Genomic DNA, 15,221 nt, shown 5'->3' on the forward strand with positions numbered 1-15,221 from the left:
CTTCGCTCAGGTTCACTCGGGGAACAAAAAACCTCCTGGCCATCTGGCGCAGGAGGCGTCGGCGAGCGCGGGCGAGCGCTCGCCGCTAGGTAAGGAGGAGCTCGCTCGAGATCGTTGCCAGTGCTCGCACGAAGCCAAGTCTCGCGGAGGCGCCGCGGCCCGTCAAGGCGACCAGGTGCCGATCCTCGCTAGTCTCGGCGCCAGCCGAGGGGAGGAGGCGACGCGATGGCAGGCACACGGCGCACGGCGTGGCGCGTCGGCGTCGCCGCCGGGCTCGGCGCGGGGCTCGTCCTCGCCGGCGTGCGCCTCGCGGGCGGCGTCGCCCGCCGGCGCCGGCACCGGCGCGAGCGCGCCTTCGCCCGGGCGGCCCGAGACCTGTGGCCCGCACTCCCCGGGCGTGCCGCCTCCCCGCTGCGCGTCGCCGCCGAGCGGGTCGACGCCGGGGCGCGAGGCGACCAGGCCGGGGAGGTGCAGGAGACCTAGGCCCCGAAGACCTGGTAGACGGCGTGGATCCCGGCCGCCGAGCGGAGCCTCGAGAGGGTGGCCGCCTCGAGCGGCCGCTCCACCGCGAGGACCATGAGCGCCGTGCCCGTCCCGAGCGTCTGGCCGACGGCCATGTCCGAGATGCTCACGCCGGCGTCGCCGATCGCCGTGCCGACCACGCCGATCATCCCCGGCCGGTCGTCGTTGCGGACGACGAGCATGTACGGCGCCGGCCGCACGTCGACGGGGTGGTCCTCGACGAGGATGATCCGCTCGTCGCTGCCGACGAGCGATCCCGCGACCGAGTGCTCCCGCGAGCGCACCGTGATCGCGCTCACCCGGTCGGCGGAGGCGGCCGTCTGCACCTCCCGCACGGTGAGGCCGCGCTCGTCCGCCAGCCGGGGGGCGTTCACGTAGGACACCGGCTCGTCGCTGCCCGCCGCGAAGACGCCCTTCAGCGCCGCGAGCGTGAGGATCTTCACGTCCTCCCCTGCGAGCGCCCCCCGGTACTCGACCTCGAGCTCGTCGGGGAGCCCCTCGCACAGGCAGGCGAGGAAGCGCCCGAGGCGCTCGGCGAGGCCGAGGAAGGGGCGGACGGCCTCGGAGGCGCCGGACGCCGCGACGTTGACCGCGTAGGGGGCGAAGTCGCCGGCGAGCGCCAGCAGCACCTGCTCGGCGATCTGCTCGCCCGCCCGGTCCTGCGCCTCCCCGGTGCTCGCGCCGAGGTGGGGCGTGACGACCACCTGGTCGAGCGCGAAGAGGGGCGACGAGGTGGTCGGCTCGGTGGCGAAGACGTCGATCGCCGCCCCGGCGACCTGCCCGGCGGCGACGGCCTCGGCGAGCGCCTCCTCGTCGACGATGCCGCCGCGCGCCGCGTTCACGATGCGCACGCCGCGTCGGCAGCGGCCGAGCAGCTCCGCCCCGAACAGGCCCTTCGTCTCGGGAGTCTTCGGCAGGTGGATGGTGATGAAGTCGGCCCGCGCGACGAGCTCGTCGAGCGAGCACAGCTCCACGCCCATGCGCTTGGCACGCTCGGGCGCCACGTAGGGGTCGTAGGCGAGGAGGTGCATCCCGAACGCCGAGGCCCGCTGCGCGACGAGGGCGCCGATGCGGCCGAGCCCCACGATGCCGAGCGTCTTGCCGTGCAGCTCGACGCCCTCCCAGCGCGAGCGCTCCCAGCGGCCGGCCTTGAGCGCGGCGTGCGCCTGGGGGATGTTGCGCGCCTGGGCGAGGAGCAGGGCGAGGGCGTGCTCGGCAGCCGAGACGACGTTCGACTCCGGGGCGTTCACGACCAGCACGCCCCGCCTCGTCGCCGCCTCGACGTCGACGTTGTCGAGGCCCACGCCGGCGCGACCGACGACGACGAGGTCGCGCCCGGCCTCGAGGACCCGGTCGGTGACCTTCGTCGCCGAACGCACGACGAGCGCCGCCGCCCCGGGGAGCGCCGCGAGCAGCTCCTCCTCGGAGAGCCCGAGCCGCACGTCGACCTCGTGGCCCGCCGCGGCCATCGCCTCGAGCCCGCTCGCCGCCAGCTCCTCGGTCACGAGGATCCGAGCCACGCCCGCCTCCCTGCCGTCCCGGCCCGCCTAGCGCGCCTCGGCGAGCAGCTCGCCGAGGCGCCCGATGCCCTGCTCGAGCGCGTCGTCCCCGAGCGCGTAGGAGAAGCGCGCGTAGCCGGGGGCGCCGAAGGCCTCGCCGGGCACGAAGGCGACGCGCGCCTCCTCGAGGACGACCTGCGCGAGCTCGAGGCTCGTGGTGGGACGCCTGCCCCGGAGCTGCTTGCCGAGGACCCCGGCGAGCGAGGGGAAGGCGTAGAAGGCGCCCTCGGGCTCGACGCAGGTGATCCCGGGGATCGCGCGCAGGAGCTCGTGGATGCGTCGGCGGCGTCGGTCGAAGGCGGCCCGCATCTCGACGACGGCATCGAGACCGCCGCGCAGCGCCGCGATGGCGGCGCGCTGCGCGACGTTGTTGACGTTCGACGTCTCGTGCGACTGGAGGTTCGCCGCCGCCTCGACGACGTCGGTCGGCCCGATCATCCAGCCGACCCGCCAGCCGGTCATCGCGTAGGTCTTCGCGACGCCGTTCACGACGACGCAGCGCTCGGCGAGCTCGGGGACGACGACCGGCAGCGAGTGCTGCTCGCGCCCGCCGTAGACGAGGTGCTCGTAGATCTCGTCGGTGAGCACCCACCAGCCCCGCTCGAGGGCGAGCGCGCCGATCTCGGCGATCGCCTCGCGCGAGTAGACCGCGCCGGTGGGGTTCGAGGGCGAGACGAACACGAGCAGCTTCGTGCGCTCGCTGGCGTGGGCCTCGAGCTGCGCGGGGCTCACCTTGAAGCCAGTCGAGTCGTCGGTCGGGACGAAGACCGGCACGCCGCCGGCGAGCGCGATCGCCTCCGGGTAGGTCGTCCAGTAGGGCGTGGGGAGGAGGACCTCGTCGCCGGGGTCGAGCAGGGTGGCGAAGGCGTTCGCGACGGCGTGCTTGCCGCCGTTCGTCACGAGCACCTGGGCGGGCGAGACCTCGAGGCCAGAGTCGCGCAGCGTCTTGTCGGCGATCGCCTCGCGCAGCGCGGCGAGCCCGGCGGTGGGGCTGTAGTGGTGGTTCGCCGCGTCCCGGCAGGCCGCGACGGCGGCCTCGACGATCGCCGCCGGCGTGGGGAAGTCCGGCTCGCCCGCGCCGAAGCCGACGACGTCGATCCCGGCGGCCTGCATCGCCTTCGCCGCGGCGTCGATGGCGAGCGTCGCGGAGGGGGCGACGGCACCGACCCTCCTCGAGACTCGCCGGCCGAGGACGGGCGCGGGCTGCGGGGCGATGTGAGACGCGGCGGCCATACCTGCCATGCTGGCACACGCGCGCGCTCGGCTCGCAGCGCGCGAGCGACGGACGAGTGAGGCGATGACGACGATCGAGATCCCACGGCAGCTCCTCCCGGCGGACGGACGCTTCGGCTGCGGCCCGTCCAAGGTGCGCCCCGAGGCGGTCGACGCGCTGGCGCGCGTCGCGCCCAGCTTCCTCGGCACCTCGCACCGCCAGGCACCGGTGCGCGACGTCGTCGGCCGCATCCGCAGCGGGCTCGCCGAGCTCTTCTCGCTGCCGGACGGCTACGAGGTCGTCCTCGGCAACGGCGGCTCGACCGCCTTCTGGGACGTCGCCACCTTCTGCCTGATCGAGCGCAGGAGCCAGCACTGCTCGTTCGGGGAGTTCTCCGCGAAGTTCGCCGCCGCGGCGCAGGCGGCCCCGCACCTCGAGGCGCCCGACGTCCTCGTCGCGCCGGCCGGGACCCACCCGGTCCCCGTCGCCGATCCCGCCGTCGACGCCTACGCCCTCACCCACAACGAGACCTCGACGGGCGTGCAGATGCCGGTGCGCCGGCCGCTCGACCCGAGCGGCGCGCCAGCCGCCGGTCTCGTGCTCGTCGACGCCACCTCGGGCGCCGGCGGCCTGCGTGTCGACGTGCGGGAGGCCGACGCCTACTACTTCGCCCCGCAGAAGTGCTTCGCCTCCGACGGGGGGCTGTGGATCGCGCTCTTGTCCCCAGCGGCGATCGAGCGCTGCGAGGCGCTGCGGGCGGCGAAGCGCTTCGTGCCCGCCTTCCTCGACCTCGCCATCGCGATCGAGAACTCGCGGGCGAACCAGACCTACAACACGCCGGCGCTCGCGACCCTCTTCCTCCTGGCGGCGCAGATCGACTGGATGAACGAGCACGGCGGCCTCGAGTGGGCGGCGAGCCGCTCGGACCGCTCCGCGGAGGTCCTCTACGGCTGGGCGGAGCGCTCCGAGTACGCCCGGCCCTTCGTCGACAAGCCCGACGAGCGCAGCCACGTCGTCGGCACGGTCGACTTCGTCGACGCCGTCGACGCCGCGGCCGTGGCGAAGGCGCTGCGGGCGAACGGCGTCGTCGACACCGAGCCCTACCGCAAGCTCGGGCGCAACCAGCTGCGCGTCGGCCTGTTCCCGGCGGTGGACCCCGCGGACGTCGAGGCGCTCACCGCCTGCATCGACTACGTCGTCGAGCGCCTCTGAGCGAGTCCCCTCGCCGGGCGCGCGCCCAGCGGCGCGGCCGACCGTCGTCGCCGCGCACTACCGTGGCCACGACGGCCTCGTAGGAGGAGACGTGGCGAGGCGGCTGGTCGCGGGGCAACGGGTCGGTGAGCTCGAGAGCGACGTCCTCGAGCTCCTGTGGTCGGCCCGCTCCTGGCTGAGCGGCCGCGAGGTGTGGGAGCGCCTCGGGGGGGAGCCGCGGGCGTACACGACGGTGCTCACGGTGCTGGGCCGCCTCGTCGACAAGGGGCTCGTCGAGCGCTCGACGCACGACGGCGCACACCGCTTCCGCGCCGCCGGCGACGTCGACGAGCTGACGGCCCAGGCGATCCGGTCGCTGCTCGCGGCGACGGAGAATCCCCGCGCCGTGCTCGCCCACTTCGTCGACGGCCTCGACGACCCGCAGCTGCTCGCGGACCTCGCCGACGCGCTGCGCCGGGTCCGGCCGCGGTGATCTCGCCTGCGCTGGCGCTCGGCGCCGGCCTCTTCGGCTTGCTGGTCGCGGCCGGGGCGCTCGCCCGTCGCGCCAGGGGAGCTTCGCCGCTCGCCGCCGCCGGCGCCCACCTCGTGAGCCTCCTCGGCTGGGGGATCCTGCCGGTGCTGTGGCTCGCCTGCCTCGGCGCGACGCTCGGCTCGCACCTCGCGCGCCTGCCGGCCCGAGGCGGTGGCTGCCTGGCCGGCCTCGACCACCTCGAGTGGCAGCTGCTCGACCTCGTGCCGGCCACCCTGGTGCTCGGCGTGCTCGTCTGGCGCTCCGTCGCCGCCGCCGGCGCGACCCGCCGGATCGAGCTGCGCCGAGGGGTGCGGGCGTCGTCGGTGCGGCGTCCGACGCGAGCGGGCGCGGTGTGGATCGTCCCGGTGTCGCGGCCCGTGGCGTTCGCTGCGGGGATCCTGCGCCCGAGGGCGGTCGTGTCCGCTGGGCTCCTCGCGTCGCTCGACGCCGCGCAGCGGCAGGCGGTCCTGACGCACGAGGCGGCCCACGTGCGCCTCGGCCACCCCCGCCTGCTCCTCCTCGGCGGCGCCGTCGCCGCCGCCTACGGCCGGTTCGGGCCCGTGCGCTCCGCCTGGCAGGGGCTGCGCCAGGCCTTCGAGGCGGCCGCCGACGACGAGGCCGCCGCGGCCGCGGGGACCGGCGTCCTCGTCTCCGCGATCCGGCGCCTCGCGCGCAGCGCGGGGGCCGGCACCGGGCGCGACGGCGGCGCCGAGGAGGTGCACTACCGCGTCGCCCGGCTCCGCACCGCCCGTCCCGTCGCGCTCGCACCGAGCCTCCTCGTCGGCGCCTTCGCGGTGCTCGTCGGCCTCGCGCTGGCGCTCGACGCCTGCCTCCTCACGGGGGTACCCGCCACCTCCCTGCGTGTCGGCGCCTGCTTCGCCGTGCTCGCGGCGGTCGGCCTCCGACCGGCGTGGCGGGGGGCCGCCGTCGGCCGTCGGACGAGTCGCCAGCGGTGCCTCCCCCGCTGCAACGAACCGAGCCCCCCGCCGGCACCGGCGGACGCCTCGGCGTCCGATTGACTCGCTACTACGAATACGTAGTAAGCTGGCGCCGACGGCGCGAGGCGGCAGGAGGCCGCCGAGCACCTGAGCGGAGGCGGGGTGGTGACGGGATCGACCGCTCGTGCGCCGAGCACCGACGCTGCCGAGGGCCGGCTGGACGCCGGAGGCGATCGCACGGCGCGCGAGCGCGGCGGCCTCGGAGCGGGGCTCGTCGTCCTCGCCCTCCCCGTGCTGTGCTGTGCCGGGCCGGTGCTCGTCGCCGCGCTGGCCGCAGCGAGCGCCGCGGTGCTCGGCCTCGTCGCAGGCCTGGTCGGCGTGGCGCTCGCCGCGCTCGCCGCCGCCCTGGTGCTCCGGCGGCGACGTCGGGAGGGCTGCACCCGGCCCCTCCACCGGGCATGACGCCGAGCGAGCCGCCCGCTCGTCGGGTCACCGCCCGGGTGCGCCAGGGCACGAGAGCGCTCGGCGACGTCCTCGGCACTCGCTGGCGCATCGCCGGCTTCGCGCTCGTGTCAGGGAGCGTCGCGTTCTGCTACACGCTGCTCCTGCCCTTCGACGACACCCAGCGGATCGGCTTCGCCAACTGGGACTACCTCAGCGCCTCCCTGCTCGCCTGGTCGCTCGCCCTCGGCCTCGCGATGGGCCTCGTCGTGAGCGTGCAGGCCTACGCGCTGCGCAGGGTCGTCGCCGCGCGCACCGCGGCCGGGGCGACGGGCCCCCTGGCGTTCGTGGCCAGCCTCCTGCCGAGCTTCCTCTGCTGCACCCCGGTCGTCCCGTCGTTCCTCGCCTTCGTCGGCGTCTCTGGCGCAGGGCTGTACGCGACGACCGGGACGCTCCAGCACTTCTTCGCCGTGCACCAGCACGAGTTCCTCGCCGCGAGCCTGGCGCTCGTGCTCGTGGCGAGCGCGTGGGGACTCGACAAGCTGGGCCGGGCCGCCTGCGCCGCCGGCGGCTGCGAGCCCGGGACCCGGCCGGAGGAGCGGGCCGGTCGCACGCGCTGGATCGCTCGAAGCTCGCCGACCCCGTCACGGCTCGCCGGCGAGGGGCCGGGACGCCGGCGAGCGCCGTCGCCCGCGGGGGCGAAGCGATGAGCCGCAGGCGTTGCAGGCGATGGACCGGCGGTCACCAGGGGTGCGACGCCAGCCTGACGACCAGCGACCTGGGAGTGGTGGACGAGGGAGTGGTGGACGAGTGAGCGAGGCCGTCGCGAAACGGCGCCCGCCGCGGCGGCGCACGCCGGCGCGCCGGCGACGCCGGGCAGCGCTCACGGCGGGCGTCGCCGTCGCTGCGCTCGCCGGCGTGCTGGTCGGGCTGCACGAGACGACGAGCGCTCCCGCGTCGCCCGGCGCGGCGAGGCGGGCCGTCGCGTCGAGGGTGCTCGCGCCGGGGACGGTGGCGCCGCCGGCGACCTTCACCACGCTCGCGGGACGCACCGAGTCCCTCGCCGCGCTGCGAGGCGAGCCGGTCCTGCTCTGGCTCGTCACGACCTGGTGCCCCTCGTGCCAGGCGGGCACACGGGAGCTGGCGCGGCACCTCGAGGCGCTGCGCGCCGACGGCGTCCGGGTCGTCGAGCTCGAGAACTACGGCGACCTCGGCGCCTCCGGACCTTCGATGGCCACCTTCAGCGCCGACCTCGCCGGCAGGGCCGTCGACGACCCCGACTGGACCTTCGGACAGGCTTCCTGGGGCCTCACGCGCACGTACAACCCGCAGGCCTTCCTCGACGTCTACTACCTCATCGACGCGAGGGGACGGATCGCGTACGTGAACGGCTCGCCCGCCTCGACCATGCCCGAGCTGCTCGCCGCGGCGAAGGCGCTCCCCTGATGGCGTCCGGTACCCGGCGAGGATCGACGAGGCGCCGGCGGGTCGCGACAGCCGGGGCGTTCGCCGCCCTCGTCGCCGCCGGGCTCGGCGCGTCCCTCGCGGCGGGGACGCGCACCGGGGACCGCACGGGCGCGACCGTGCTCGCCGCCCCAGCTGCACCCCTCGCCCCGAACGGCACCTACACGACGCCGTCGGGAGCGACCGCCACCATCGCGTCGCTGCGGGGCACGCCGACGATGGTCTGGTTCGTGGCCGGCGGCTGCGCGAGCTGCGCAGCGAGCATCCCGGCCGTCGCCACGCACCTCGCCGCCCTGCGGCGCGACGGACTGCGCGTGCTCCCCTCGGGCTCGCCGGCGCCTTCGCGCCGGGGCGCACCGGCGCGACCGAGCTGCTCCGCTTCGCGCAGGCCGCAGCGAGCACGCGCGTGCGCCGCCCCGGCTGGTCGTGGGGGATGGCGTCGCGCTCGCTCAGCCTCGCCTACGACCCCGACCGGGTCCCCGACGTGTACGTCCTCATCGACCGGAACGGCCGCCTCCGCTACCGCGGCAGCGTCCCCGTCTCGACCATGCCCGAGCTCCTCGCCGCGGCGGCCCGGCTCGGCCGGGACGCCCGTACCGGCGACCCGGGCGCGACGACGCCGTGACCCCGCTCGGACCGCGCCGCCGGGGCGCCTCGCCCGGGGCCGATCAGGCCGGCGCGTCCACCCTCGTGCACGCCGCGACCCCGGCGGCGTGGTCGGCGACGATCGAGGCGCCGAGCGCGACGAGCTCGACGACGCGTGGATCGCGGGTTCGGTAGTAGGCGAAGCGCCCGGCACGGCGCACCTCGAGGAGCCCGCAGGAGACGAGGCAGGCGAGGTGCGCCGAGACGCGGCCCTGGGAGAGGCCGGCGTGGTGGACGCACTCGGTGCCCGTGCGCTCGGCCTCGGCGCAGAACGCGAGCAGCGCGAGGCGCGTCGGGTCGCCGAGGGCGCGGTAGAAGCGGGCGAGCAGGTCCCGCCCGGCGGGGTCCTCGGGAACCGGCGGCGTGGGGCTCGCGTCGAGCGTCGCGGTGCTCATGCGGCGCAGCAGGAGAGCCTCGCGACGTCGGTCGCGAAGGACTGGGCGGCGAGCTTGAGGCCCTCGCCCATCGTCAGGTACGGCGCCCAGGTCGAGGCCAGCTGCTCGACCGTCATGCCCGCCTCGAGGGCGTAGGTGGCCGCGAGGATGACGTCGCCGGCTCCCTCGGCGGCCAGGTGCACGCCGACCACCCGCCCCGTCGCGGCGTCGGCCACGATCTTCACCACCCCGCGAGTATCGCGGCTCACGATCGCCCGCGGCACGTACGACAGCGGCAGCACCCGGCAGCTGCACGCGAGACCGGCCTTCGCCGCCTGGGCGTCGGTGAGGCCGACCGAGGCGAGGTTCGGGGCGGTGAAGGTCACCCGGGGCAGGTGCGTCCAGTCCAGGCGGCGCCTCGCGCCGCCGAACGCGTTCTCGACGGCCGTCGTGCCCTGCGCGGCGGCGACGTAGACGAACTGCGGCGCACCGGTCACGTCGCCCGCCGCCCAGATCCGCGGGTTCCCGCTGCGCAGGAAGTCGTCGACGACGACGGCGCCCGACGGGGCCGTCTCGACGCCGACCGCAGCGAGGTCGAGCCCCGCGGTCACCGGACGGCGCCCGGTCGCCACGAGGAGCTGGTCGGCGCGCGCCTCCCGACCGTCCGCCGTGCGGACGCGCACGCCGCCGGCGTCCCGGGCCACCTCGGCGAGACGGGCCGAGGTCCAGACCTCGACCCCCTCGTCGGCGAGCACCTCGGCGATGACCGCCGAGAGCTCGGGCTCCTCGCCGGGGGCCACGCGGTCGAGCGCCTCGACGATGGTGACCCGGCACCCGAGGCGCGAGAAGAGCTGGCCGAGCTCGAGCCCCACGTAGTTGCCGCCGACGACGACGAGCGAGGCAGGCAGCTCGCGCAGCGCGAGGGCGCTCGTCGACGTGAGGTACCCGGCCTCGGCGAGGCCGGGTACCGGCGGCACCGAGGGCGACGCGCCCGTCGCGACGAGGTAGTGCGCCGCCTCGATGCGCTCGCCGGCGACCTCGAGGGCGGGCCCGGCCACGAAGCGGGCGTCGCCGTGGACGATCCGCCAGCCGTAGTCGGCGGCGAGGTCCTCGTACCGCTCGGCGCGCAGCGCCTCGACGAGCTCGTCCTTGCCGGCCACGAGCGCCGCCAGGTCGACCGGTCCTGCGCTCGTCGCGAGCCCGGGGAAGCGGCCGTCGAGGGCCGCACGGCGGGCCGCAGCGGCGGCGAGGAGGGCCTTGGACGGGATGCACCCGACGTTGACGCACGTCCCGCCCGTCGTCGCACGCTCCACCATCACGACCGACAGCCCCCGGCGTCGGGCCGCGATCGCCGCGGCGAAGCCCGCGCCCCCCGAGCCGACGATGGCGAGGTCGTAGAGCATGGAAGTCTCCTTACACCCGGATATCCGGATGTATCGTACCGCACCTCGCACGCGCCTGCCACGCCGCCGGCGTCGCGTCGATCGGCGGGCCCGCCGCGACCGCCGAGGCCCCGCCCTCCCGCACCACGGATCGGCGCCGCTCGCGGGCGGCGCGCCGCGCGGCCCGAGAGCCGTCGGCGAGGAGGGCGAGCGCGAGCGCCCCCCGGACCGGGAGGGTCGGGACAGCGCCGTCGCCTCGCGGGCCGGATCGACGCCCGAGCGCGGCGAGGCGGGCGAGGGCCGCCCCGTCCCGGCGGCGCACGCCGCGACGCTCGGCGAGGACCCACGAACGCCCGGGCGCACCTCAGGCGCGTGCCCGCCGCGACGGCTCACGGCTCCCCGAGCCGACGGGGGCGCCGCCAGCTCGGTGCCGGCCCGGGTCGCAGCCTCCTCAGCGCGCCGTGCGCAGCGAGCGCGCCTCGAAGGCGCGTGCCGGGTCGTCGAGCGGGAGGACGAGCTCGGGCTCGAGGCGGCGGGGCCGCTCGGCCGCGAGGCGCAGCGCGGTGCCGTAGCAGACGAAGGCGAGGACGTGACGGGCGTGCCCCAGGGGGGCGTCCAGGATGGACACGTCGACGACGCCCGTGGCGCCGGCGCCGAGCGCCGAGCGCTGCAGGCGCTCCATCGCCCGCTCGCGCGCGTCCTGGAGGGCGCGCGTCAGGTTGTCGAGCTCGACGTTCTGGCCCGCCTGGGCGACGAGCTGACGGAGGGACCGCAGTGGCGCGGCGACGAGGCTCGCCCCGGACACGAGGTCGACGGGCTCGAAGCCCGCCCGGGCGAGGAGCACGTAGTCCTGGACCGAGAGGTCGGTCACGAAGGGGCGCACGCCGCCTGGCCGCCTGGCACCGAGCGGGCGGACGGCCGTCCCGCACAGCGAGACCTGGACCGCGAGCCGCCCGATGCCGAGCTCGACGTCGACGCCGACCACGCCGGCACCCCCTGCCGCTGCGCACTCGGCGCGCAGTCGCTCGGCGCTCGCCCGGAAGGCGCCCGTCACCGCCTCGGTGGCAGCGGCGAGCTCGACGGGCTCGCGCTGGCCCACCACGGCGCCGAAGCTGCCGAAGGGGATGGACTGGATCGACACGCCGCTCACGAGGTCGGCGGGCTCGAACCCGGCGCCGTGGAGGAGGAGGGACTCGTCGACCGACAGGTCGGACGTCGCGGCGCGCCCGGCCGGCGGCGGCGCGCCGAGCGCCGCGAGCGCGGCGCGCAGGTCCTCGCTCACCGGTCCACGAGCCGCACGACCGGACGCGGCGGCGGGAGCGGCTCGACGTCCTTGAAGCGCCGGACCCGGTTCCCGCGCAGCTCCGCCTCGACCTGGGGACCGCCGGCGGCCTCGACCTCGCGCACGACGAGGCGTGCCGCGTGCAGCACGTCGCCCCCGAGCTGGTCGCGCACGCGCTCGCGCGCGAGCGCACGAGCCTGGGTGTGCGCCCGGACGAGCTGGTCGATCTCGCCGACCGGCGCCGCGCCGTAGGTCACGGTGCCGACGCCGCGCAGCTGGTACTCGGTGACGCACGAGGCGAGCACCCCCACCGAGGCGAAGCCGACGGCGATCGCGACCGGCGCGAAGCCCGCCTCGACGAGCTTGCGCAGCTTCTGGCCGGCGAGGAAGGTCGTGAAGGGCGCGCCCGGCGCCGCAGACCCCTCGAGGGCGACCGCGGTGCCCGAGAGCGAGAACTCGACGGCGGGCGGCGCCGCGAGGCGCTCCACGCGTGCCGAGACGCCGATCACCCCGTGCGCCTCGTAGCGGCGGGCCTCGTCGAGGAGGCGATCGTAGGCGGCGCGAAGGCCGCCGAACCAGGCCTCTTCGAGCCAGGTCTGCTCGTAGTTGTAGCCGTAGAGGCGGTGGTCGGCCGAGACGAAGCCGTGCGGGCAGGGGAACTGCTCGTAGTAGCCGCGGGCGCCGGGCGCACCGGCGCCGAGGAAGCCCCAGGAGACGACCGAGCAGCCCTGGACGAAGGCGAGCGGCTGCAGCCCCATCGCTCTCGTCGCGGCGAAGTCGTTCGTCGACAGCGCCGAGGACCACGCCCCGGTGCGCGCCGTGCGGCTGGGCTCGGTCACAGGTCGAGGGAGATGACCGACTGCGGCGTCGGCGGGGGCGGGGCGCCCGGCGCGGCGGCCACCGCCGTCCCGAGCGCGAGGAACTCGATCGTGTGGCTCCCCCACGTGTGGGACTTCTCCACGAGCTTCACCTCGACGACGCCCGAGGCCTCGAGCCGGTTCGCCTCGTCCTGCATGCGCGTCATGGCGAGCTCGCGCGCGTCGTAGAGCGCCTGGGTGTAGTTCGGAAGCTCCACGTTGCGACCGAGCTGGGACAGCGACTGGGACAGCCCGCGGTGCGCGATGTGGTAGACGCAGGTGCCCATCACGAGGCCGAGCGGCACGTGCCCGACGCGCAGCAGGGTCCAGAAGGCCTGGCCCGACAGGTCGGAGGTGAAGGGCTTGCCGGCCACGTTCCGGTAGGAGCGGCCGTCCTCGGCGCGGATCGCCGTGCCCATCGCGATGAACTCGGCCGCGTCCGAGCCGAACTCGTAGTAGTTGACGTCGAGGCGCACGCCGACGACGCCGTCGGCGCCGAGGGCGTCGGCCTCCTCCTCCATGCGGTTCATCGCCAGCTCGCGCGCCTCGTACATCGCCGAGGTGAGCTTCGTCAGCTCCTGGCTCCGCCCCCAGCGCCGCGCCTGCAGCCCGATGTGGTAGATCGACGAGCCCATCACGAAGCCGAGGGGGTGGAAGCCGGCTTCCTTCACGAGGAGGAACTCGTTCACCGACAGGTCCGAGGTGAACAGGCCCCGCTCGAGCTCGGCGAGGCGGCGACCGGCGTCGGCCGGGAGGTCCGCCGGCAGGCGGCCCGGCTCGGCGGCCATCAGCCCGCCCCGATGACGATCGCCTCGAGCGCCTGGCGCGTCGTCGCCGAGTGCGCGGCCTCGGCCGCGAGATCGTCGAGGAGGCGGCGCAGCCAGGCGGCGGCGTCGGTGCGCTCGGTCCGGATGCGCACGCCGCCGGAGATGCGCCCGACGGTGAAGCGCGGCGCGCCGCCCCCGAGCTCGGCGACGAGCTCGTCGTCGCCGACGCGCACGGCGACGCGCCGGATGGCGTCCCCCCGCCGCAGCAGGCCCCCGCCCCGCTCGACGCGCAGCCGCTCGCCGAGCGCCCCGGCGAGCCGCTCGACGAGGAGGCGCACCATGAGCTCGGTGTCCCGGCCGTCGGCCGCGAGCGAGGCGACCGCGAGGTCGAGGTCGAGGGCGTCGCCGGCCTCGGACATCGCGCCGATGCTACAGCGCCGGCTCGCCGGGACCGCCGCGCTAGCCCCCGGAGACCTCCTCGAGGCGCTGGCGGCCCCTCGTGATGAAGGGCATCATCGCCCGCAGCTCGGCGCCGACCTTCTCGATGGGGTGCTCGCGCCCGCGTGCGCGCAGCTCGGCGAAGCGGGGGCGCCCGGCCTCGTTCTCGGCGATCCACTCCCGGGCGAAGCGGCCGTCTCGGATCTCGGCGAGGATCGCCCGCATCTCCTCGCGCACCGCCGGCGAGATGACGCGCGGACCGCGCGTCAGGTCCCCGTACTCCGCGGTGTCCGAGATGGAGAAGCGCATCCCGGAGATGCCCTGCTCGTACATGAGGTCGACGATGAGCTTCAGCTCGTGCAGGCACTCGAAGTACGCCGACTCCGGCTGGTAGCCGGCGTCGACGAGCGTCTCGAAGGCCGCGGTGACGAGGGCGGTCAGCCCGCCGCAGAGCACGACCTGCTCGCCGAACAGGTCAGTCTCGGTCTCCTCGGTGAAGGTCGTCTCGAGCACCCCGGCGCGCGTCGCCCCGAGGGCGTCGGCGTACGAGAGGGCGAGCGCCATCGCCTTGCCCGAGGCGTCCTGCTCGACGGCGATGAGGGCCGGCACCCCGCCGCCCTCGACGTAGGTGCGGCGCACGAGGTGGCCCGGTCCCTTCGGCGCGACCATCGCCACGTCGACGCCGGCAGGGGGAGAGATCGTCCGGTAGCGGATGTTGAAGCCGTGCGCGAAGAACAGGGCGTCGCCGTCGCGCAGGTGCGGCGCGATCTCGGCCTCGTAGACGGCGGCCTGCTCGGTGTCGGGGAGGAGCACCATGACGAGGTCCGCCTCCGCGCAGGCGTCGGCCACCGACGCCGTGGCGAGGCCCTGCGCCTCCGCCTTGGCGCGAGACGCCGAGCCCGGGCGCAGCCCGACGCGCACGTCGACGCCCGAGTCGCGCAGGTTGAGGGCGTGCGCGTGCCCCTGCGAGCCGTAGCCGATGATCGCCACCTTGCGCTCGGCGACGAGGGCGCGATCGGCGTCCTTCGCGTAGTACAGCCTGGCCATGGTCCCGCTCCCTCGCTCGTGCCCGCTGCGGCGCTACCCGCCGGGTCTGCCCCGGCCCGGACCGCCAAGTGTAGGGAGGCCGACGCGCCCGGTGCGCTGGACCTCGACGATCCCGTGCGGCGCGAGGGCCGCGGCGAAGGCGTCGAGCGCCTCGGGGGCGCCGGCGAGCAGCACCGTGAGCGCGTCCTCGCTCTCGTCGACGACGGTCGCGCCGGCGGCGGCGACGGCCTCCTCGAGCGCCCGGCGGCCCTCGGGGCTCCGGCGCACGGTGGCGAGCAAGAGCTCGGCGACGTGGGCGCGCTCGGGGTCGAGCTCGGTGATCTCGACGACGTTCACGAGCTTCGCGATCTGGTCGAGGATCTGCTGGAGCGGCGCCGACTCCACGTCGACGACGACGGCGATGCGCGAGAAGCGCTCGTCGTCGGTCGGCGCGACGGCGAGGGAGTAGATGTTGTAGCCGCGCCGGGAGAACAGGCTGGCGACGCGCGCCAGCACCCCCGCCTTGTTCTCGACGCGCAGCGTCACGAGGTGGTGGCGCGCGGCGGCCGCGGGCGCGCTCACCGAGGCGC

The 15,221-nt window shown here is 75.9% G+C and carries 18 protein-coding genes; 8 read left to right on the plus strand and 10 right to left on the minus strand.

Annotation, left to right across the window (positions count from 1 at the left end):
• The first annotated feature begins 225 nt into the window (after positions 1 to 225).
• Positions 226 to 483: a hypothetical protein gene (locus VKV23_05040; protein ID HLI15404.1), complete on the plus strand. Its 258-nt coding sequence runs from the start codon at positions 226 to 228 to the stop codon at positions 481 to 483.
• Here the strand turns inward: VKV23_05040 and serA are convergent.
• Together serA and VKV23_05050 are read right to left on the minus strand one after the other, a co-directional pair.
• On the minus strand, positions 480 to 2,042 hold the full coding sequence (serA, locus tag VKV23_05045) for a phosphoglycerate dehydrogenase (GenBank protein ID HLI15405.1): 1,563 nt from the start codon (positions 2,040 to 2,042) through the stop codon (positions 480 to 482). The genes VKV23_05040 and serA overlap by 4 nt on opposite strands.
• A gap of 27 nt (positions 2,043 to 2,069) precedes the next feature.
• Complete coding sequence (locus VKV23_05050; GenBank protein HLI15406.1) at positions 2,070 to 3,314, minus strand: pyridoxal phosphate-dependent aminotransferase; 1,245 nt, start codon at positions 3,312 to 3,314, stop codon at positions 2,070 to 2,072.
• A gap of 64 nt (positions 3,315 to 3,378) precedes the next feature.
• Between VKV23_05050 and serC the strand changes: the two genes are divergently transcribed.
• From serC to VKV23_05085, 7 genes are all read left to right on the plus strand, one after another.
• A complete protein-coding gene (gene serC / locus VKV23_05055) occupies positions 3,379 to 4,506 on the plus strand; it encodes a phosphoserine transaminase (GenBank protein HLI15407.1) in 1,128 nt (375 codons plus the stop codon).
• Positions 4,507 to 4,597: 91 nt separating this feature from the next.
• Positions 4,598 to 4,978, plus strand: a complete 381-nt coding sequence (locus tag VKV23_05060) for a BlaI/MecI/CopY family transcriptional regulator (GenBank protein HLI15408.1) — start codon at positions 4,598 to 4,600, stop codon at positions 4,976 to 4,978.
• The gene (locus VKV23_05065) at positions 4,975 to 6,036 is read left to right on the plus strand and encodes a M48 family metalloprotease (GenBank protein HLI15409.1); all 1,062 of its coding nucleotides are present in this window, start codon (positions 4,975 to 4,977) and stop codon (positions 6,034 to 6,036) included. The genes VKV23_05060 and VKV23_05065 overlap by 4 nt, the downstream gene beginning before the upstream one ends.
• Before the next feature lie 84 nt (positions 6,037 to 6,120).
• Entirely contained in the window at positions 6,121 to 6,417 is a 297-nt protein-coding gene (locus VKV23_05070; protein ID HLI15410.1) for a hypothetical protein, read from the plus strand.
• Positions 6,414 to 7,106: a hypothetical protein gene (locus VKV23_05075; protein HLI15411.1), complete on the plus strand. Its 693-nt coding sequence runs from the start codon at positions 6,414 to 6,416 to the stop codon at positions 7,104 to 7,106. The genes VKV23_05070 and VKV23_05075 overlap by 4 nt, the downstream gene beginning before the upstream one ends.
• Before the next feature lie 100 nt (positions 7,107 to 7,206).
• Positions 7,207 to 7,842: a redoxin domain-containing protein gene (locus tag VKV23_05080; protein ID HLI15412.1), complete on the plus strand. Its 636-nt coding sequence runs from the start codon at positions 7,207 to 7,209 to the stop codon at positions 7,840 to 7,842.
• Between the two features lie 424 nt (positions 7,843 to 8,266).
• Positions 8,267 to 8,485 carry a hypothetical protein gene (locus VKV23_05085; GenBank protein ID HLI15413.1) on the plus strand — a complete coding sequence of 73 codons (219 nt, stop codon included), beginning with the start codon at positions 8,267 to 8,269 and terminating at the stop codon, positions 8,483 to 8,485.
• Positions 8,486 to 8,528: 43 nt separating this feature from the next.
• Here the strand turns inward: VKV23_05085 and VKV23_05090 are convergent, their stop codons facing one another.
• The 8 genes from VKV23_05090 to ilvN all read right to left on the minus strand — a co-directional run bounded on the left by VKV23_05090 (position 8,529) and on the right by ilvN (position 15,213).
• Positions 8,529 to 8,900: a metalloregulator ArsR/SmtB family transcription factor gene (locus tag VKV23_05090; protein HLI15414.1), complete on the minus strand. Its 372-nt coding sequence runs from the start codon at positions 8,898 to 8,900 to the stop codon at positions 8,529 to 8,531.
• Complete coding sequence (merA, locus tag VKV23_05095; GenBank protein ID HLI15415.1) at positions 8,897 to 10,282, minus strand: mercury(II) reductase; 1,386 nt, start codon at positions 10,280 to 10,282, stop codon at positions 8,897 to 8,899. The genes VKV23_05090 and merA overlap by 4 nt, the downstream gene beginning before the upstream one ends.
• Positions 10,283 to 10,712: 430 nt before the next feature.
• The gene (locus tag VKV23_05100) at positions 10,713 to 11,543 is read right to left on the minus strand and encodes a heavy metal-binding domain-containing protein (GenBank protein HLI15416.1); all 831 of its coding nucleotides are present in this window, start codon (positions 11,541 to 11,543) and stop codon (positions 10,713 to 10,715) included.
• The gene (locus tag VKV23_05105) at positions 11,540 to 12,382 is read right to left on the minus strand and encodes a hypothetical protein (GenBank protein ID HLI15417.1); all 843 of its coding nucleotides are present in this window, start codon (positions 12,380 to 12,382) and stop codon (positions 11,540 to 11,542) included. Before VKV23_05105 ends, VKV23_05100 begins: the two co-directional genes overlap by 4 nt.
• Complete coding sequence (locus VKV23_05110; protein ID HLI15418.1) at positions 12,379 to 13,188, minus strand: heavy metal-binding domain-containing protein; 810 nt, start codon at positions 13,186 to 13,188, stop codon at positions 12,379 to 12,381. Before VKV23_05110 ends, VKV23_05105 begins: the two co-directional genes overlap by 4 nt.
• The gene (locus VKV23_05115; protein ID HLI15419.1) at positions 13,188 to 13,586 is read right to left on the minus strand and encodes a hypothetical protein; all 399 of its coding nucleotides are present in this window, start codon (positions 13,584 to 13,586) and stop codon (positions 13,188 to 13,190) included. The genes VKV23_05110 and VKV23_05115 overlap by 1 nt, the downstream gene beginning before the upstream one ends.
• 40 nt (positions 13,587 to 13,626) lie before the next feature.
• A complete protein-coding gene (gene ilvC, locus VKV23_05120; protein HLI15420.1) occupies positions 13,627 to 14,652 on the minus strand; it encodes a ketol-acid reductoisomerase in 1,026 nt (341 codons plus the stop codon).
• A 33-nt stretch (positions 14,653 to 14,685) separates the two neighbouring features.
• Positions 14,686 to 15,213 (minus strand): acetolactate synthase small subunit, encoded by a 528-nt coding sequence (gene ilvN / locus VKV23_05125; GenBank protein ID HLI15421.1) that lies wholly within the window; start codon positions 15,211 to 15,213, stop codon positions 14,686 to 14,688.
• Positions 15,214 to 15,221 lie beyond the last annotated feature (8 nt).

The sequence above is a fragment of the Acidimicrobiales bacterium genome (assembly GCA_035294085.1).
In the GTDB taxonomy this organism is placed as follows: domain Bacteria; phylum Actinomycetota; class Acidimicrobiia; order Acidimicrobiales; family Bog-793; genus DATGLP01.